This is a genomic window from Pseudoalteromonas sp. PAB 2.2, assembly GCF_001938575.1.
Classification (GTDB): Bacteria; Pseudomonadota; Gammaproteobacteria; order Enterobacterales; family Alteromonadaceae; genus Pseudoalteromonas; species Pseudoalteromonas lipolytica.
Map to the genome: position 1 here is coordinate 156,473 of NZ_LYPI01000012.1, position 19,571 is coordinate 176,043.

The following is a 19,571-nucleotide window of genomic DNA, read 5'->3' on the forward strand; positions in this document are numbered from 1 at the left end:
TGTTATTATTTTTTTCGCTGCTTTAACAGTGCGCGATACTGCTTTGCACTTTCTTTTAAAATGCGTTGTTGGCTTTGATAGTCGATATAAACTAACCCAAAACGTTTTTCATAACCATACGCCCATTCAAAGTTATCCATTAAGCTCCATGCAAAATAGCCTTGAATATTAACGCCTTGGCGAATTGCATTACACACAGCATTTAAATGAGTGTGATAATAATCAACGCGTTCAATATCGTATACTTCACCATCTACTAAACTATCAGCCATAGCTGCACCATTTTCGGTGATATACATTTTGGGTAAATTATAGTGCTGATGTAATGAAACAAGCAGCTCAGTCAGGCCTTCTGGGTATACTTCCCAGCCCATATCTGTGACACGCACATCGGTCAGCGGGGCTTCTTCAAACCAGCCATCAGGCGTGTTTTTGTAGTGTATGCGGGTATAGTAATTAACGCCAATAAAGTCGACAGATTGACTAATAATTGCCATATCATCGGCTTCGATAATGGGTTTTACATCCGCCGCTAAGTCATCAAAAAGCGGGGGATAGCATCCCTCTAAAACCGCTTTAATGTACCACTGATTATGGTATTGGTCAGCAAGCTTTGCTGCGTTGCAATCATTCTTTGTCAGTGGGTAGGTTGGACTGAAGTTTAATACGATACCTGCCTCGGTATTAGGGCAGTTTTTGCGTAATACTTGCATAGCCAAACCATGAGCCAGTAATAGATGATGAGCCGCTTGACGACCTGCTTGCTGGCTTTTTATGCCCGGAGCATGAACACCAATTTCGTAGCCTAAATACGCACTACAAAACGGTTCGTTCAACGTGGCAAAAGAGTCAACCAAGTCACCTAAGTGACGACTGACTTTGTCGGCATAGTCTTGGAACTTGTAGGCTGTTTCGCGATTCAGCCAGCCCCCTTTGTTTTCAAGGTGCTGGGGTAAATCCCAGTGGTATAAGGTGACATATGTTTTGATATTGCGTGCTTTAAGTGCGCTGAGTAACTCAGTATAAAATGCCATGCCTTGTGAGTTTACAGAGCCATCCTCGTTGATTACCCGAGGCCATGAAATAGATAAACGATAGGCATCAACGGCTAAATCAGCAATCATCTCAATATCGTGTCGCCAATGTGTAACATGATCGCATGCTATATCACCGTTACTGTTATCGGCAATGGCGGAAGGTTTTTCGCAAAAAGTGTCCCAAATACACGCTAAGCGTGTATCCCGTGCGCCTTCAATTTGAAATGAGGCAGTAGCAACACCAAAGGTAAACTCGGGCTTGAGTAAATACGAGTCGGGCAAAAGAGAAATAGTTTTAAACACAGTGGATAGTCTTCCTTCGCATTGATTGTGTAAGGCGGCTGGCATACAGCATAGTAGTCAGTTGTAAGCGCTTACAGTTTTTCTGCAAATAAATTGCTTAATATGATTTATATGTTATAAATGTAAGCGCTTACATTTTATGTTGCAACACTTTTTTGTTTTTTCTTTAACCATGAAAAAGCACTATATTTGCTGTAACAAACTGATAAATATAAATAACTAGAGAATAAAATTATGGCTCATGTTTCAACGCCTGTTGCGGCAACATCAAGTCAAGTGGCGATGCCCAAGCAAACTTTTGCACTGGCATCATTAACCACTTTGTTTTTTATGTGGGGATTCATCACGTGTTTAAACGACATTCTGATCCCGTATCTAAAAGGCATGTTTTCACTTAACTACACGCAAGCGATGCTGATTCAGTTTTGCTTTTTTGGCGCGTACTTTGTGATGTCTATTCCCGCCGGTAAGCTTGTAAGTCGTATTGGTTATCAGTTTGGTATTGTTGTAGGGCTGGTTGTAGCAGCAATTGGATGCGCACTGTTTTACCCTGCGGCTGTCGCACATGTGTATGAGTTGTTTTTACTTGCCTTGTTTGTGCTTGCATCAGGCATCACTATTTTACAAGTCTCTGCTAATCCGTATGTCAGTGTACTTGGACCACAAAAAACCGCGTCTTCACGTTTAACAATGACCCAGGCATTTAACTCGCTAGGCACCACGGTTGCACCTATTTTTGGTGGGTGGTTAATTTTAACGGAAGTGAGTCATGCGACTGCGGAACAAGTGAAGTTTCCTTATTTAATGTTATCTGCCAGTTTGCTGGTTCTTGCCCTCATTTTTGCATTCTTAAAATTACCTAAGTTAGGCAGAGAAGCTGATAACGAAGCGGAGCATCAAGACCTTGAAGACTTTGTTGATTTAGGCAGCGTTTGGCAGTATCGCCATTTGATTCTTGGTGCTGTGGGTATTTTTGTTTATGTCGGTGCTGAAGTCGCCATTGGTAGCTTTTTAGTCGGCTTTTTAACCCTTGATAACATTGCAGGCTTAACTGATAAAGAAGCCGCTCATTACATTAGCTACTATTTTGCTGGCGCCATGATCGGCCGCTTTATCGGCGCGCTGGTAATGCAAAAGTTCAATGCAGGTAAAGTGCTTGCGTGTCATGGATTACTGGCTGTTGTATTGATTATTGTTGCAATGACCGGCGAGGGCAGCCTTGCAATGTGGGCGATTTTACTGGTTGGGTTATGTAATTCAATTATGTTCCCAACCATTTTTAGCTTGGCACTGCATGGTCTGGGTAAATACACCTCAAAGGGGTCAGGTATTTTATGTTTAGCGATTGTTGGCGGCGCCATTATACCGCTTATGCAAGGTATGCTGGCTGATTCAATCGGTGTACAGCTCGCGTTACTACTGCCAATCGCTTGTTATTTATATATTACTTACTTTGCGCTTTCTGGCTCAAAAGTAGTGTCTCAGAACCGTCATTCTTAAAGGTGCAGACTATGACAATAAAAAAACCATTAACGCTGTGTTCGATAATGATTGCCAGCATCAGCATTCTTGGCTGTACAGGGCAAGATAAGGTGGCAAAAATGAACGCTGAGAATGAAATCTGGCCTCGTATCGAAACGGGCATTAACGCAGACCCAGAAATGGAAGCGCAAATAGCAGCTCTTTTGGCAGACATGACGCTTGAGCAAAAAGTGGCGCAGATGATTCAACCTGAAATTCGAGATATCACGGTTGAAGATATGCGTAAATACGGGTTTGGTTCTTACCTAAATGGTGGAGGCGCATTCCCTAATAATGATAAACATGCCAGCGCCGCTGATTGGATAGACTTGGCTGAAAAAATGTATCAAGCATCAATTGACGATTCACTTGATGGCAGCAAAATCCCTACTATGTGGGGCACCGATGCTGTGCATGGTCACAATAACGTAATTGGGGCGACCTTATTCCCACACAACATTGGCTTAGGGGCGACAAATAACCCCGCCTTAATTGAGAAAATTGCAGCGGCAACCGCACAAGAAGTGATGGTAACGGGTATCGACTGGGTGTTTGCACCGACCGTTGCCGTGGTTCGTGATGATCGCTGGGGACGCACATATGAAGGCTATTCTGAAGACCCTGAAATCGTTAAAGCTTACTCAGCAGCAATTGTAAAAGGATTACAAGGCGCAGTTGATGAAGACTTTTTATCGGATAAGCGCGTGATCAGTACCGTTAAGCACTTTTTAGGTGATGGAGGGACTGAAGGGGGTGACGATCAAGGTAATAACACGGCATCTGAGCAAGAGTTATTTGATATTCATGCCCAAGGCTATGTCGGTGGACTAGGTGCCGGCGCACAAACGGTGATGGCGTCGTTTAATAGCTGGCATGGAGAGAAAATTCACGGCAGTAAGTACCTACTTACCGATGTGTTAAAAGGTAAAATGGGCTTTGATGGCTTTGTTGTTGGAGACTGGAATGGTCACGGCCAAATTCCGGGTTGTACAAATGGTAATTGTGCACAAGCTGCGAATGCGGGTCTTGATGTTTACATGGTACCAACAGATGCGTGGAAGCCATTGTATGAAAATTTAATCAAACAAGTTAACAGTGGCGACATAGCCCAAAGCCGAATTGATGATGCAGTAACGCGTATTCTGCGCGTTAAAATGCGTGCCGGTTTATTCGATAAACCAAGCCCGGCAAACCGTCCGCTTTCAGGCAAAACAGACATCATTGGCAGTGCTGAGCATCGTGCAATTGCCAAGCAAGCGGTGCGTGAATCGTTAGTGTTATTAAAGAATAAGCAACAGCTGTTGCCATTATCGCCTAAAGCAAATGTGCTTGTCGCGGGTCTGGGTGCTGACAACATTGGTATGCAGTCGGGTGGCTGGACAATTACGTGGCAAGGCACTGGTAATGAAAACAGTGATTTTCCGGGTGGATCATCAATTTACGATGGTATTAAACACACGGTTGAGCAAGCTGGTGGACAGGTTCAATACGATTTAAACGGTGAATATACAACAAAACCTGATGTGGCCATTGTGGTGTTTGGTGAACAACCATATGCAGAAGGCAATGGTGACCTAGATAACCTTGAATATCAGCGTGGTAATAAATCAGATTTAGCCTTACTTAAAAAGTTGAAACAAGCCGGAATTCCAGTGGTATCTCTGTTTATTAGTGGTCGCCCAATGTGGGTGAATGCTGAGCTTAATGCCAGTGATGCGTTTGTAGCAACTTGGCTTGTAGGCAGTGAAGGTGATGCCATTAGCGATGTCATCTTTAAACAGGCTGACGGTTCAATTAATCATGATTTTAAAGGGAAATTATCGTTCTCTTGGCCAAATAATCCGGTAGAAAATTATAATCGTGGCGATAAAAACTACGCACCTCTGCTGCCGTATGGCTTTGGCTTAACCTACCAAGATGCCAATACCTTAACTGATGAACTAAACGAGGTATCTGACGTGGCCACTAAATTAGAAGATTTAGTGTTATTTGAACGCGCAGTAAAAGCCCCTTGGTCATTGCAACTGCAAAGCGGCAATGAGCAACAAACAATGACAAGTAGCCGTGCATCACTCAATGCGGTAAGCGTAAAAACCTTTGATAAAGACGTACAAGAAGACGCGCGTGCGATTACCTTTAATGGTAAAGAGCCTGCTGCGGTACGTTTAATGGCTGCGTTCCCGTCAGATTTGCGTTCATATGTTGAAAAAGCGGGTCAGCTTGAAATGCAAATTAAGATAGACCAAGCAGCAGATGCACCATTGATGTTAGGGATGCAGTGTGGTGAAAATTGTGACGGTCAATTTGATATTAGCAAACAGCTAACACGCACGTCTGAGTGGCAAACACTCACGGTTGATTTGAACTGTTTTGTTGAGCAAGGCGTTAACCTTGGACAAATATTCTCACCATGGCAGCTTGCAACTGACGGTGCGTGGCATGTATCTGTTGCTAAACTTAGTGTGAGCAGTTCACACGCACAGGACTCAACAATTTCATGTCAGTAAAAACCTATGCTGTTATTTTGCTAACAGGCGCATTGAGTGCCTGTCAGCAAACAGCAGAACCCATTAAAGCCAGCCTAGGTGAAGGCTGGCAGCTTGTTTGGCACGATGAGTTTGAACAAAACACCATTGACCCAACTAAGTGGCAGCACGAAGTTAATTGCCGTGGTGGTGGTAATGATGAGCAGCAATGCTATACCGCCAGAAGCGAAAACAGCTTTGTTGAATCTGGCTTGTTGCATATTGTTGCGCGTAAAGAGCAATACACTGGGCCTTTACATAACGCAGATGAAGTTACTCGCGATGCTGAAAGGGCGTTGGTGGCTACTCAGCCTTTTACGTCGGCACGGCTTCGTACTAAGCACTTAGGTGATTGGCGTTATGGACGCTTTGAAGTTCGCGCTAAATTGCCAGCAGGACAAGGGGCGTGGCCTGCTATTTGGATGCTGCCTACGGATTGGCACTATGGTCGCTGGGCGTCATCAGGCGAAATTGACATTATGGAAGCGGTTAATTTAAACACTCAAACTGATGATAAAACAGCCCCAGCTGGTAGCTTAGAAACACGCGTGCATGGCACCTTGCATTACGGTGGACCTGCTCCTGAAAATGTTTACAGTGGCACGCCTTATCGTTTTAGTGATGCAGATAACCCCGCTGATAATTTTCATGTTTATGCGCTTGAATGGCAGCAAGATGAAATTCGTTGGTATGTTGATAATGTGCACTATGCAACGTTTCGCCATGACCAGTGGTATTCAACATCACAGCAAGCCGATGGCTCATTTGTAGAAAATAGCGGTTTTGCCCCTTTTGATCAGCGTTTTCATTTATTACTCAACTTTGCAGTTGGGGGTAATTGGCCCGCCAATGTGAATGATAAAGGGGTTGATATGAGTGGTTATCCAAAGCAAATGCTAGTGGATTATGTGCGTGTTTTTCAGTGTAGTCAAAACAGTGAAACGGGCAAGGGGTGCGCTTCTGTGCAGCCATCAGCAGTGCACATAAAAGGCAAACGTCAGTGAATTATGAGCCAAGAGCCTGCAGGTGTTTCGCCGAACTCGTTGCATCTGCTGGCTTTTGGCTCATTCTATCGGTTGAGCTTTTGTAGTAATAATTGTCTTATTTTTCTTGCGGTTAATTCATCAATATCAGCCAAAATACCGTGTGCAGGCTGTGCAATATGGCTGGTTAAATCGACCTCATCAGCAAATACATAGTGATTAAACAATTGCTGCCATTTTTGTTTATGCTCTTTTGGTAAGTCCTTTATCGCCAACATGCTATGCAACATAGCATCAAAGGGGTTGGCCAAATACTCCGGAGCTTGTCGCCACCAATAATTAACTAACACATTAAATGGCTGTGTTGCACTGACTTGGTGCCACCAAAGTGCAGGAATATAAATAGCATCCCCAGGTGTTAATGTCGCTGTTTGCGCCTTTTCTGCTGCCTCTTTGAAACGTGGAAAACGCGTGAAATCAGGGTTATTAAAATCGACTAAGCTAATAGCCTGACCCGCGGGTGTAAACTCAAGAGGCCCAACATATAAATTATTTACCTGCTCAGTGGGTAGTAGGGTAAAGGTGCGCTTACCCGCAGCAACACACGCCAAGTTATCGGCATTGTCGTAATGAGCCGCAATATGACTGTGATTTCCCACCCAGAGACTTGTTAGGCAGTTATAATCGGTCACCTCTAATGGGTTGTCGAGGCTAAAGCCCGGCGCGCAGTATTCCACAGCGGTTGACCCCATATACAGCGAGTCAGCCTGTGTGTGCGCTAATTTATCGACTAACTTGTCTAGCACGCTTTTAAGTGAGTCGGCGTGTTGTGAAAAATTAAGTCCCGATAAATCAGCATTATAAAAATAGCGGCCTTGATGCATAGCATCGGCACTAAAACTGCGAACAGGCGCATTATTGGCCAGCTCTAAAAGGTAGCTTAATGCCTGTTTTTCGCCTTTTTTGGCTGCTGCAACCTGAGGCCAGTGAGCACACAGCTCCCTTATCACCAAAGGCTCAGTTAAGTCGGCTAAAAACGCTTTGAGGTTGGTAATCTCTGAGGCATTGCACTCATTAATTGGCGCTGCGCTAAACATTACTGCTGCGCCCACTTCTTATTCAGTAAGTGTGGGATCTGTTCCATTGATGCAAGTACCATATAAATGGCTTGTAAGTCGCCTTGCTGTTGCAACTGCTTTAACTGTTGCGGTGTTAAATCATTTAGTGCGTGTTGATTAATGGTATAAAAACCTGTCACTGTGACTTTTTCGCCATTCTTTTGGGCATATTCGATACTGAATGCTTCCAGTAGGTTGGCGGCAAGTAGGCGCTCAAAAAAACCATTAATTGTTTGATGCTCTTGATGTAGGGTATTCAGTACTTGAGCAATGTGATTTAAGTAATCACTGTTACCGCCATGCTCAAGGAAAATGGCTTCCCCCTGACTTGTACTAACACGAGGGCTGTCTAAATCAATATGCACCACTAATGATTGCTCAGGAATTCCATTGTTATATTGCGTCTGTTGGCCTATTAAAAACGGTTGGCGCAGCATGCTAAGCGGTAAGTAACTTAGTTTTAATTCGCCTTTTTCATCAAGCAGTAGGTTTTCACCATTTTCAAAACCAAATAATGCCAATGCTTCAAACTGGCCTGTTTGTGGCTGCTTACGAAATACGATCGGTTGGTTTGCTTGTATTTTTGCAAACTCGCTTGGGAAAATAGTGGCGCAGCTAATTTTATCGCCCCAGTCGGCACCGCGTGCGGTGATCACTTTCAGGTCTTTATGGCTAATATTATCAAGTAAAACGTGATTGGCCATTGGGCCTCCTAATGCTGATATTAAATAGGTTGAATACCAAATTGCTGAATATGGTTTAGCAGCTCACGATTTGTTGGTAGCTGCTGTAAAGCATGTTTGGCATGTTGTTGATTAGCAGTAAAGTGCTCAACAATTGCAGCAGGCATTGCCATGCTTGGAAATTTAGGCAGCTGTTTCATGCCATAGAGCACATACTGATAACTGGCCGCAGAGAATACCTCTTGGGCACGATCAAAATCGTTGAGCCATGGACTTTGATACTGCCACAGCGCTAAATTCTCTTGCAGTTGCGCCGGTACACTTGCGGCTTCTTTATGTGCTTGCCAGTATGGACTGGTCCGTTTTGATAACACGTAATGCAGTTTTAAAAATTCGATTATGCGCTGCCAGCGATAATGGCATTGGTCATCAAAGCGTTTGGCAAGCGTAGGCATCGCTGCACGGTGTGTGGGGAAATTAGCCAGTAAATTATTAAGACCAAGCTCCACCATCACGAGTGCAGAGGCTTCTAGCGGTTCAATAAAGCCTGCTGACATTCCGATTGCTAAACAGTTTTTATGCCAAAAGGTGCGCCTGTAGCCGGGTGTAAAACGAATCTCGCGAAATGTTAATTGGCTTTGGTCTGTGCCTGGCTGGGTGCTTTCAATGTAGCGGCCAAGCGCTTGTTTGGCATCATCACTGTTGGCAAAACGACTTGAGTAAACCATACCAAGCCCACGACGACTTTGTAGGCCAATATCCCAAATCCAGCCCGCATCTTGAGCGGTGGCTTTGGTATAAGACAAAATGTCTTGTTGTGGACTTGCATAAGGTACTTGCACTGCCACTGCGCGGTCGTTAAATAGCACATCTTGTTGCTCGATTAATTCAACGCCGTAATGTTGATGTAAGAGCTTTGCGTGTGTCCCCGAGCAGTCAATAAACAAGTCGCCGGTAATTATTCCATGATCGCGTGTTTCTAATGAGCTGATGTAGCCTTCATCATCGTTATTAATGCTTTCAACATGGCTTACAATATGCTCGACATTAAGTTGAGTGGTGCAGTGAGTTTGCAATAACATCGCAAACTTTCCAGCATCTAAATGATAACCATAGTTTGCTTCGCCTTGGTAGGCGCTGTGTAGGTGGTTTTTTGGGGCTTTGTGGTGATCGCATAAGTAGGTTTGACTTGCGACGGCATGGCTAAAACTTACGGCCTCTTTATTGGCGAACCAATAGGGAGCAATGTTTAGCTGCTGATAGGCAAAAGGCAAACTAAACGGGTGGTAATAATGGGTGCTGCCATCATCTTCGCACCAGCCATCAAAGCGTGAACCTTGTTTAAATGAAGCATCGCAGGTTTGAATAAAGTCACTTTCACTAATGCCGATGGTTTTCAGTGTTTGGCGCATTGTCGGCCAGGTACCTTCACCAACACCAATGGTGGCAATATCAGGGGATTCAATGAGGGTGATCTGTGCGTTATGGGTTAAATGTGGCTGTGCGGCAATTAAACCCGCGGTTAACCAACCGGCAGTTCCCCCTCCTAAAATGACCACTTTTTTTACATTATTCTGTTGCATGTTCAAAGCTACCTTAAACGCTATAAAGACAAACTAGCATATTTGTGAAAAAAAAAGCCGCTGTTGAGCGGCTTTTTTGACAACAAAATGCTAGAACGAGTAGCGGAAGCCGATGTTGTAGCGCGCACCGTACTGGTTTGCACGTAACAGCTGCTCAGAGTAACGAACGTAGGTACGCTGCGTTTCATCTGTCAGGTTTAGACCTTCAACAAACACCGTTAGCTTTTCGTTCACGGCGTAGTTCACGTTGATATCCCACTGGCCATAAGACTCAGTAAAAACAGGTGATGAGTGTTGATCAAAGCCTGTTAAGAATTCATCGCGCCAGTTATATGAAATACGCGCCGATAAGCCGTTTAAATCATAAATAGCTGAGAAGTTTGCTGAATCACTTAAGCCCGGTAAGGCAAATTGATAACCGATAGCATCTCTGTCTGCTTCAACATCACCAAATACAAACGTTGCGTTGGCTGCGATACCAAATCCAGTTTCACCAAACATGTGCTGTGCAGCAAGCTCCCAACCCCAAAGGTTAGCGGTCTCAACGTTGTTATCGCGAGATACAAAGAAGTTTGCCAGTGGGTCAGTGCTATTGCCCACAATCGGTGTGCCTTCTTCAGTGCCTTGGTTTTCGTTGATTTTATCGTGAATTGCTTGGTCAGACGGTTGCTCACCTGCTGCAGCTAGGTCTTCACGCGCTTGCTCAGCACGGTCACCAATGAATGGGTCTGTGATGCCGTCAATTGTTTCTTCTGTGGTGATGTTCACTAAGAAGTTATCAACTTGCTTACGGTAGTAACCAGCAGAAACATAGCTGCCTTCACCGTAGTAGTACTCAAGTGATAAGTCGATGTTATCGGCTGTATAAGGTTTTAAGTTCGGGTTACCTACCGCAACTTTACGTTGACCCACTTTGGGGTTACCCAAGAAAGACGTTGTTGAACGCAGTGCGCCAACAGGTGGGCGAGCTAGGGTACGACTATATGAGAAACGAGCAATCACATCTTCAACCACTTCGATGTTCATATCGATATTTGGTAAAAATTCTTTCGTGCTGCCTTCACCGTTTGAGAAGGTACGCTCATCAGCATAAATGTATGACCATTCGTTGCCGTTTACCCATTCCATTGCAACAGCAGGACGCTCTAGGCTGTTTGCTGTAACATCTGTCGATTCGTAGCGTAAGCCTGCGGTAATGTTAATTGGCATGCCGTTGAATTCTGTTTCGAAGTTAGCTTGTGCATAAAATGCCGTCGTTTCTTCGCTAACACGGTGGTCATCATCAATTGGACCCGCTTGCACCTTGCCGTTTACTTCCGCTGGCCAACTACATGCACCAATGCCGCCATCTGGGTGGTCACAGTCAATGCTTTCGGCGATTGCAACGATTTCATCAAAGTCAGCATCGTAGTAGTAGTTTAATAGCTTGTCGCTACCGCCACCAGAGAAGCCATCAAGTAAACCAGAGCTGTCAACGCGCGTAAACATGCTGTCATCATACCAATCAGCAGAATTTAGCCACCAACCAGCCGCTAACTGACCTGAATAAGCCGTGGTAGTACGGAAATCAACTTTTGTATGTGATACACCAAAGTTAATGCTTGAAAGCGCGCCTGTGTTTTCATTGTACCAAGTACCTTTTAACTGGTACTGGTCTAGATCGTTAGTGTTCGTGTCTTTATTAACACCAGCGAATAGGGTTCCCATATCGCTTGGTAATAGCTCTGCTTGACCGTTGGTCAATGTCATATCGATCAGTGGGATTTCGCCTTGGCTGAAGTCAGCCATTTTCTCATCAATATTCACTGTTGGGTTTTCACACCATGAACACGATGTATTACCAATGATCATAAATGCATCATGGCCAAGACCAACCCCAGCACTTTCTGCTGATGAGTTGTGAGCATCAAACTCGATGTTTAAGTTATCAGTTACTTGCCAATCAATGTTTAAACCCAGTGATTTGTTTTCGTTTTCTGTGGCACCACGGTTAAGGTTTGTCGAATAATCACCACCAATTTCAGTAACTTTTGTGTAAGTGCCATTTTCGTTGATGTTCGCTGAACTTACGTTACCACCATTATTGAACCACACACCGAAACTACGACCGTCTTTTTCAAATTCAAGTTTTGAGTAGGTGTAATCGAGTGTTGCTGTAATACGGTCTGTTGGCGCGTATTGCAATACAAGTTGACCGTTAGTACGTTTACGTGTGTTGTCCGAGAAGGCATAACCGGCATTTTGTGGATACCATGTTGCCCCATCGGCACGTTGATTGTTGTCTGTTAATGCTAAATCTGGAGATGACGAAATATCAACATTCGGGATCCAGTTATCAACCGCCATTGCTTGCTCGCGGTTGTTACGCTCTTGCACTGAACCTGAAATTAAAACACCAAAACGGTCATCATTGAAAGTGTTGCTGTAAATGCCAGAAACTTCAGGTGTAATATTATCGCCAGTTTCGTTTGATGTATCATGAACCGCTTTTGCACCAATTGATGCCTTAAGACCAGGGTTCGATAATGGTTTTGCTGTAGTGATATTAACGGTTGCACCGATACCACCACTAGGTATGTCTGAACGAGCTGTTTTGTAGACTTCAACACCGCTGACGCTTTCAGTCGCGATATCACCAAAATCAAATGAGCGGCCGCCCGTTGTTGGCATTTGGCGGTTGTTTAACGTGACTAAGTTAAACTCAGGACCAAAACCACGTACAGTGATTTTACTGCCTTCACCGTTACTGCGGTCTATAGACACACCTGTAATACGTTGCAGAGATTCTGCTAAGTTTGTGTCTGGAAACTTACCGATATCTTCTGACGTGATTGCATCAACAACACCTGCAGATTGACGTTTGATATCCATTGATTTTACAAGGCTACCGCGGATCCCCGATACTTGTATTACTTCAATATCACTCGCTTTCTCGGATTTTTCTTCGGCAGCAGCTGAGTGAGGAACTAGCGTGCTTAATCCCATTGCCATGGAAAGGCTAATGGCAAGCTGCTTTTTCTTGAATAGTGTGTGGTTCATGCAAATCTCCAGATTTGGTTTTATTTTTCGTGTTTGTTGTCTAAATGTAAGCGCTTACATTCTATTGCAAAAAAAATCGCCGAACCCGATTTTTATAAATGTAACCGCTTACAATAAGTTATTAGAAAGTTAAACAATGGTCAATATAAATCACTTTTTAGTTGGCAATTAATATGTATGTTCATGTTATTATAAGGAATAATTAAGTGTAACTTTTTGGCTTTTTAACGGGTTTTGCAGCTGTTTTAGGTAAAATTAGATAATTCAATTAATGTTAATATAGTACAAAAGGTGTTGTAGATTATAAGGAACCCACAATGCACTCAGTCAAATTTGTTAACGAAATAGTGACACCAAGTAAAGTGGTGTGTGTTGGTCGAAACTATGCCGCTCATATCGCAGAGCTCAATAACGAAACACCGACCAGTATGGTGTTATTTGTAAAACCGAACAGCGCATTAACGCAGTCGCTGTATGCTAAGCATGGTTCTGAGCAATTACATTACGAAGCAGAGTTGTGTTTTTTAGTTAAAAATAAACAGCTTGCTGGTGTTGGCCTTGGACTTGACTTAACCAAACGCGATTTACAAACTCAGCTAAAACAAAAAAGCTTACCCTGGGAGCGTGCTAAAGCCTTTGATGGAGCGGCACTTTTTACAGAATTTGTGCCAGTCAATGAGTCAGGGCAGTATCAATTTAGTCTACACATTGATGGTAAATTAGCCCAGCTTGGCGACACTCAGTTGATGATCCACACTGCTCAGCAGATTTTAGCTGAGATCAATGAATTTATGAGTTTACAGGATGGTGACATCATTATGACAGGCACCCCTGAGGGAGTGGGTAAAGTTATTTCAGGTGCCACTTTTAATGTGGCGCTAAAAGATGACACTACTCAAGTTCTAACCCATCAATGGCAGGCGATTTAAGTGGCGCTAAGATAAATCGTTGGTAGTAATTTAAAAAATCAGGAAAACTTTCCTCTAACCAAGCTCGTTGGTTTTGTTGATATTTTTCACTTGGTAATACGGTGTTTTTAAGCGCGTTATTAATGTCGACTAGCACGCGTTGTGCATAATTATTGGGGGCGCTGGTTGAGCAGCCAATCGCACCCAGCACAACATGTTGTTCAGGGTCACCGATGGCGAGTTTCTTTATATCTTGCTGGTATTTTTTATTGTAATAGTCTGCCACAAATGGGTAATCAATGGTGTAGTCAATATAGCCGTGCTCAAGCTGCGTGAGTAGTGCATAACTTGCTTGACTGCCGGTACTGCTCAGTGCTGCATAGTCATAAAGCTTAATGTTTTTTGCAATGTTATCCAGGGGGTTGCCAAACTTGCGTGCATCATTTTGACCATACATAAAGTGTGCATCCGTTAACAGCGAAATTAATGACACGGGATTACCGTGAGCTTTATAAATTTTTTCAGCTTGTTCGCTATTACTTAAGACAGTAAACGGCGGGTAAACCGTGGTCGGAATAGAGTAAGTAACGCGATGTGTTTTTTGTTCACGATGAATCATACACGCATAACAAGCCATGTGGCCTTCATCTAAATATTTATTTGCTCGCTTTTGTGGGATTGTCACCTTGGTATGTTTTATGTGTGGCAGGGCGGTGATGAGTAAATCGGTTATTTCGTTACATAAACCCGCGTGAGGAGTTGTTTCATTTTTTTCGATATAAAAAGGCCCGCTATCGTTTTCGAGCCATGTAATTGATAGTTGTTCAGAAGCATGCACATACGAGCCAAGTAATAAGCTAGAAATAACATAGAATGCTTTTTTTAGATGTTTTCTCATCGTTTACCTTACAACTCAATAACGATGATTAACTATACACCAAAGTATTGAAAATAAAATAAACAGCAATTAAAAATGGTCATATAGTATCGGTTTTGGCGGGATTAAAGCCTATCAAACGATAGGCTTTACAGCATTAAAATGGCATTGGGTAGCGATTAAATACCTGTGCTATTTTTTCAAGTGCCTCATCGGTGAGCGTCACTGAGAAAGCATCAATATTTTCTTTTAACTGCGACATTGACGTGGCACCGATGATGGTTGAACTGACACCATCGACCTGATCACACCATGCAAGCGCAAGTTGTGAAGGGGTTAGATTAAAGGCATTTGCTATCTCTACATACTCTGCGATAGCTTGTTGCGACTGAGGCGTGTCTCTAAATAGGCCATTGCGTTGTACCAGTGTCCAGCGGCTACCTTCAGGGCGCGCACCATTAAGGTATTTACCACTTAACATACCACCACCGAGGGGTGACCAAGGTAAATACGCAATATCTTCGTGAATACATTGCTCGATTAAGTAAGGCCAGTCTTTGGCATGCAGTAGACTAAATTCGTTTTGAATAGACACCATGCGCGGCAAATTATGTTGCTCACTTAAACGCAAGTATTGGCTAATACCCCATGGACTATCATCAGAAAGACCACAGTGTTTAATTTTACCAGCTTTAACACAGTCATTCAGGCCTTCAAGAATATCGAGCATACCTGCAATATTTTGCTCGGTGTCGGCATCTGAAAAACGCACAATGCCGGGCCATTGTTTACCAAAATGCGGCGAGATGCGGTTAGGCCAATGAAGCTGATATAAGTCGATAACATCGGTTTGTAATCGTTTTAATGAGGCATCAACGGCGTTAACCACCGCTTGACGAGTGATATCTTCGCCTTCACGAACCCAAGGTAAACCATTACCGGCAATTTTAGTCGCAATAACGAGGTTTTCACGTTTATCTTTATTACGTGCAAGCCAATGACCAATAATCTCTTCGGTCTTACCATAGGTGTCGGGCGAGGGCGGTACGGCATACATTTCTGCCGTGTCGATAAAATTAACGCCTTTATCTAACGCATAGGCAATTTGTTCATCGGCATCAGCTTGGTTATTTTGCATACCCCATGTCATGCTTCCTAAGCAAACACGGGAGACGTCAATACCACTTCGGCCAAGTGGGCTATAAAGCATATTAGTTCCTTGTTAATCGTTAGAGTGGGCTTTAAGTGCAGCTAAAAGCTCATCGCTTAGCTCTGCTTTTTTACCCGTAGTAAAGTTAAACATGACAACGTGTGATGAGCCAACAGTGGTAACTGCCTTTTGGCTTTCACTGAATACGGTGTAGTGCATCATAAAGCGGTCTTTTTCAATGTCACTTATGGTTACACCAACATGCACGGAATCTGGAAACGTCACGGGGCGTTTATAGCGAGCATTGTTCTCGCTGATCACCGGACCCACGCCTGTTGCTTGTAAATCTTTAAGAAAGCCTAATTGTGTAAAAAAGTCGATACGTGCGGTTTCAAAGTAACGAAAATAGACCACATTATTCACATGCTGAAGGGCGTCCATTTCACCCCATGCTACATTAATTTTTGTTCTGATAGGGTGTTGTTCTATAAACGATTGCATAGCAAATCCAGGTTAATTGTGAGAAAAGCTAGGTTAGCAACATGCTGCTTTTAGCTCAAGAAAATTAGAAAACTAAGTATATTGTGCTAACTTTATAAGTTCACGCTTACGTAAAGTGTGAGTAAATCGAACACACATGAAGGACCTAGTTATGCAGCAACTAACAGCGAAAATGATAAAGTGGGCAGTATTATTCATCTTACTGGCTCTGGCTCTACTGTGCTACAGTATGGGCACAATGTCTGGGTTTATCGTACTAATTGTCTTGGGACTTTTTCTCGAAGCCGCCTTTTGGTTATTTGGAGCACGGCTGTTTAATCGCAAAAAAACACGCGAGCAAACACGTCAAACCTCTTAGTATGTTCGCTTGCACTATCAGGTAGATTAAATAATAATAACTGTATAAATGAACAGTTGTTGTATGCCTGATGAAAAAATTCATTCATATTGATATGGATTGCTTTTTTGCTGCAGTAGAGATGCGTGACAATCCTGCACTTGCCAGTGTGCCTCTTGCGATTGGTGGGAACAGTCGCCGTGGTGTGCTTTCTACGGCCAACTATATTGCGCGCCAATATGGCGTTCGTTCAGCTATGTCTAACTACCATGCTAAACAATTGTGTCCTGATTTAGTCATTGTGCCTGGACGAATGCATGTATACAAAGAAGTCTCTCAACAAATCCGTGAAATTTTCGCTAAATACACTGACCTGATTGAACCCTTATCGCTTGATGAAGCTTATTTAGATGTTACCCAAAGCAGTGCATGCAGAGGCAGTGCGACTCTTATGGCTGAGCAAATTCGACAAGAAATTTTTACCACAACAGGCCTAACTGCATCGGCGGGTATCGCACCGATTAAATTTATTGCCAAAATAGCCAGTGATGAGAATAAACCCAATGGTCAGTGCGTGGTACTGCCTGAGCAAGTGGATAGCTTTTTAGCCAAGCTGCCGCTAGGCAAGATCCCAGGTGTAGGGAAGGTGACGCTTGAAAAGTTGCAACTTAAAGGCTTATACACGGGAGCTGATGTACGCGAAAAAGGGGTTAATTGGATGCAGCAACACGTGGGGAACTTTGGTGTTTCGCTTTATCAAAAATGCGCAGGAGAATACGTAGGTAAGGTGTCTACGGAACGCGTACGTAAATCGCTGAGTGTGGAACACACTTATGAATTCAACAAAAATAGCTTAGCTGAATGTTTATCTGAGTTACCCCGTTTAATGACAGAGTTAGTACGCCGTTTAGAAAGGCAGCAACTGAGTAACAGAATCAACAAATTATCAGTTAAAGTGAAGTTTGCAAATTTCACAGTGACCAGTGCCGACCAAAGCCATCATCAGTTAGATGACAGCATTTTTACAGAGTTAATGAGTAAAGCGTATGAACGCGGAAATAATAAACCCGTCAGACTCTTGGGCATTGGTGTGGGAATAAAGAGTGAAGCCCACGAGCATTTTCAGTTAAGTATATTAGACTAAAGGTTAACACCTAGGTTGTTTAAAGTTTGTTAGTGTTCAGTGTGGGGTGTTGAACCATTTGTGTTCACGGCCTCTAGACAACATTATAACTACATAAGAGAGATGACTATGCAATCGGTCGTGATCGTGCTGCTCGGAATAGTCGGTATGTTATTCGGATGGTTTGTTTATTCGAAATTCATCGCCGAAAAAATCTTTAAAATGGATGATAACTTCGTCACACCTGCTCATGAGCTTGAGGATGGTGTGGATTATGTACCCACCAATAAGGTCGTATTGTGGGGCCACCATTTCACGTCTGTAGCAGGTGCTGCACCGATAGTCGGTCCTGCTATTGCTGTTTATTGGGGCTGGGTGCCTGCCGTGTTATGGGTCGTATTTGGAACAATCTTTTTTGCTGGCGTCCATGATATGGGGGCTCTTTGGGCCAGTGCTCGCAACAAAGGTAAGTCGATGGGGGCTTTGTCTGAAAGCGTCATCGGTAAGCGTACCCGTGCGTTATTTATGATTGTGGTATTTTTAGTGCTACTGATGGTGAATGCGGTGTTTGGGGTTGTTATTGCTAAATCCTTTGTATCCCAGCCAAATGCGGTTTTTCCTGCTTGGTCAGCCATTGTTGTGGCCCTTGTTATAGGCCAGTTACTGCGCCGTAAAGTTTCTTTAATTCCTCTGTGTTTAATTGGTGTCGGTATCCTTTATTACACTATTTATCTTGGCAGTAGTATGCCCATTGCGTTGCCAGATGAGATGTTTGGCTTAAGTGCAAACGCAAACTGGATCATTATCTTGTTCATCTACGCTGCAATTGCTTCTTTACTGCCTGTGTGGATGTTATTACAACCTCGCGATTTTATTAATGGTATGCAGTTGCTGGTTGGTTTAGTGCTTTTATATGGCGCGGTCTTTATTTCAATGCCAGATATCACCGCACCTGCATTTAATACGCAAACGGCAGTGGATACGCCTAGTATTATTCCGCTGTTGTTTGTCACCATAGCCTGTGGTGCAGTATCGGGTTTCCATGGAATCGTGTCATCGGGTACCAGCTCTAAACAGTTAAACAAAGAAACTGACGGTCGCTTTGTTGGGTATTTAGGTGCTGTGGGTGAAGGCATGCTTGCACTTATTACGCTGGTGGCGGTAAGTGGTGTCGCATTGGCTGTATCACCTGAAGAATGGCATGAAATTTACAGCCACTTAGGAGCGGGGAGCGTGAGTGCCTTTATCAATGGGGGTGCAAACTTAATCGAAAGTGGTTGGGGTATTTCACAAGAAGTCGCGTCGACCTTACTTGCGGTAATGGTGGTGCTATTTGCAGGCACGACAATGGACTCTGGCGTTCGTTTACAACGCTACATTATTCAAGAGTGGGGTGATATTTATAATATCAGTATTATTCGCAATGGGATTGTCGCAACGCTTGTCGCTGTACTGTGCTGCTTGCTACTTGCCTTTGGTGCAGGTGGTGCCGATGGCAGCGGCGGAATGATCATTTGGCCGCTGTTTGGCTCTACCAACCAAATCCTTGCAAGTTTAACGTTACTGGTTATTTCGGTAATGTTAATCAAAGCGAATCGTCCTGCGAAGTACACGTTAATACCGATGAGCTTTGTACTGGTAATGGCATTTTTCGCGGGTGTGATTAAGCTAGGTGAATATTACCAACAAGGCAACTGGTTACTTGTAACGCTCGATTTACTGGTACTAGTGATCAGTGTCTTGGTGATGCTAGAAGCATGGTCTGTCATTGTGAAACATCGCAAAGACAACCAATCTGTGTCAGAGCAGTAAACTTTGCTTGCCAGCCGCTCATTTGCACGGCTGGCAATAGCGCGTTAAATCAATGATAATAAGGTCCTATG

General features: G+C 43.5%; 15 protein-coding genes. 7 read left to right on the forward strand and 8 right to left on the reverse strand.

The window, feature by feature from the left end:
• Positions 1-5: 5 nt before the first annotated feature.
• On the reverse strand, positions 6-1,340 hold the full coding sequence (locus tag BWD47_RS12060) for a GH1 family beta-glucosidase (RefSeq protein ID WP_083633665.1): 1,335 nt from the start codon (positions 1,338-1,340) through the stop codon (positions 6-8).
• A gap of 234 nt (positions 1,341-1,574) precedes the next feature.
• On the opposite strand from BWD47_RS12060, the gene BWD47_RS12065 reads away from it, so the two are divergent.
• From BWD47_RS12065 to BWD47_RS12075, 3 genes are read left to right on the forward strand one after another with little or no spacing between them, the layout of a single operon-like run.
• On the forward strand, positions 1,575-2,840 hold the full coding sequence (locus tag BWD47_RS12065; RefSeq protein ID WP_074988914.1) for a sugar MFS transporter: 1,266 nt from the start codon (positions 1,575-1,577) through the stop codon (positions 2,838-2,840).
• An 11-nt stretch (positions 2,841-2,851) separates the two neighbouring features.
• A complete protein-coding gene (locus BWD47_RS12070; protein WP_036966252.1) occupies positions 2,852-5,368 on the forward strand; it encodes an exo 1,3/1,4-beta-D-glucan glucohydrolase in 2,517 nt (838 codons plus the stop codon).
• Complete coding sequence (locus BWD47_RS12075) at positions 5,359-6,390, forward strand: family 16 glycosylhydrolase (protein WP_075594049.1); 1,032 nt, start codon at positions 5,359-5,361, stop codon at positions 6,388-6,390. Before BWD47_RS12070 ends, BWD47_RS12075 begins: the two co-directional genes overlap by 10 nt.
• 65 nt (positions 6,391-6,455) lie before the next feature.
• Here the strand turns inward: BWD47_RS12075 and BWD47_RS12080 are convergent, their stop codons facing one another.
• The 4 genes from BWD47_RS12080 to BWD47_RS12095 all read right to left on the reverse strand — a co-directional run bounded on the left by BWD47_RS12080 (position 6,456) and on the right by BWD47_RS12095 (position 12,792).
• Positions 6,456-7,466: a cupin-like domain-containing protein gene (locus BWD47_RS12080; RefSeq protein WP_036966259.1), complete on the reverse strand. Its 1,011-nt coding sequence runs from the start codon at positions 7,464-7,466 to the stop codon at positions 6,456-6,458.
• Positions 7,466-8,191, reverse strand: a complete 726-nt coding sequence (locus BWD47_RS12085; protein WP_074988912.1) for a SapC family protein — start codon at positions 8,189-8,191, stop codon at positions 7,466-7,468. Before BWD47_RS12085 ends, BWD47_RS12080 begins: the two co-directional genes overlap by 1 nt.
• Before the next feature lie 20 nt (positions 8,192-8,211).
• On the reverse strand, positions 8,212-9,753 hold the full coding sequence (locus tag BWD47_RS12090) for a tryptophan halogenase family protein (protein ID WP_075594050.1): 1,542 nt from the start codon (positions 9,751-9,753) through the stop codon (positions 8,212-8,214).
• Between the two features lie 90 nt (positions 9,754-9,843).
• Entirely contained in the window at positions 9,844-12,792 is a 2,949-nt protein-coding gene (locus BWD47_RS12095; protein ID WP_075594051.1) for a TonB-dependent receptor, read from the reverse strand.
• Between the two features lie 317 nt (positions 12,793-13,109).
• Here BWD47_RS12095 and BWD47_RS12100 point away from each other — a divergent pair, with 317 nt between their 5' ends.
• The gene (locus BWD47_RS12100) at positions 13,110-13,721 is read left to right on the forward strand and encodes a fumarylacetoacetate hydrolase family protein (RefSeq protein ID WP_075594052.1); all 612 of its coding nucleotides are present in this window, start codon (positions 13,110-13,112) and stop codon (positions 13,719-13,721) included.
• On the opposite strand, the gene BWD47_RS12105 is transcribed toward BWD47_RS12100, so the two are convergent.
• The 3 genes from BWD47_RS12105 to BWD47_RS12115 form a co-directional block, all read right to left on the reverse strand.
• Positions 13,684-14,598 carry a hypothetical protein gene (locus BWD47_RS12105; protein ID WP_083422886.1) on the reverse strand — a complete coding sequence of 305 codons (915 nt, stop codon included), beginning with the start codon at positions 14,596-14,598 and terminating at the stop codon, positions 13,684-13,686. The genes BWD47_RS12100 and BWD47_RS12105 overlap by 38 nt on opposite strands.
• A 136-nt stretch (positions 14,599-14,734) precedes the next feature.
• Positions 14,735-15,787 carry an aldo/keto reductase gene (locus BWD47_RS12110; RefSeq protein WP_075594053.1) on the reverse strand — a complete coding sequence of 351 codons (1,053 nt, stop codon included), beginning with the start codon at positions 15,785-15,787 and terminating at the stop codon, positions 14,735-14,737.
• A 12-nt stretch (positions 15,788-15,799) separates the two neighbouring features.
• Positions 15,800-16,228 carry a thioesterase family protein gene (locus tag BWD47_RS12115; protein ID WP_036966275.1) on the reverse strand — a complete coding sequence of 143 codons (429 nt, stop codon included), beginning with the start codon at positions 16,226-16,228 and terminating at the stop codon, positions 15,800-15,802.
• 151 nt (positions 16,229-16,379) lie between these two features.
• Between BWD47_RS12115 and BWD47_RS12120 the strand changes: the two genes are divergently transcribed.
• From BWD47_RS12120 to BWD47_RS12130, 3 genes are all read left to right on the forward strand, one after another.
• Entirely contained in the window at positions 16,380-16,586 is a 207-nt protein-coding gene (locus BWD47_RS12120; protein ID WP_075594054.1) for a hypothetical protein, read from the forward strand.
• 70 nt (positions 16,587-16,656) lie between these two features.
• Positions 16,657-17,709, forward strand: coding sequence for a DNA polymerase IV (dinB, locus tag BWD47_RS12125; RefSeq protein ID WP_036966279.1), 1,053 nt, complete (start codon positions 16,657-16,659; stop codon positions 17,707-17,709).
• Between the two features lie 108 nt (positions 17,710-17,817).
• Positions 17,818-19,500, forward strand: a complete 1,683-nt coding sequence (locus BWD47_RS12130; protein ID WP_036966280.1) for a carbon starvation protein A — start codon at positions 17,818-17,820, stop codon at positions 19,498-19,500.
• Positions 19,501-19,571 lie beyond the last annotated feature (71 nt).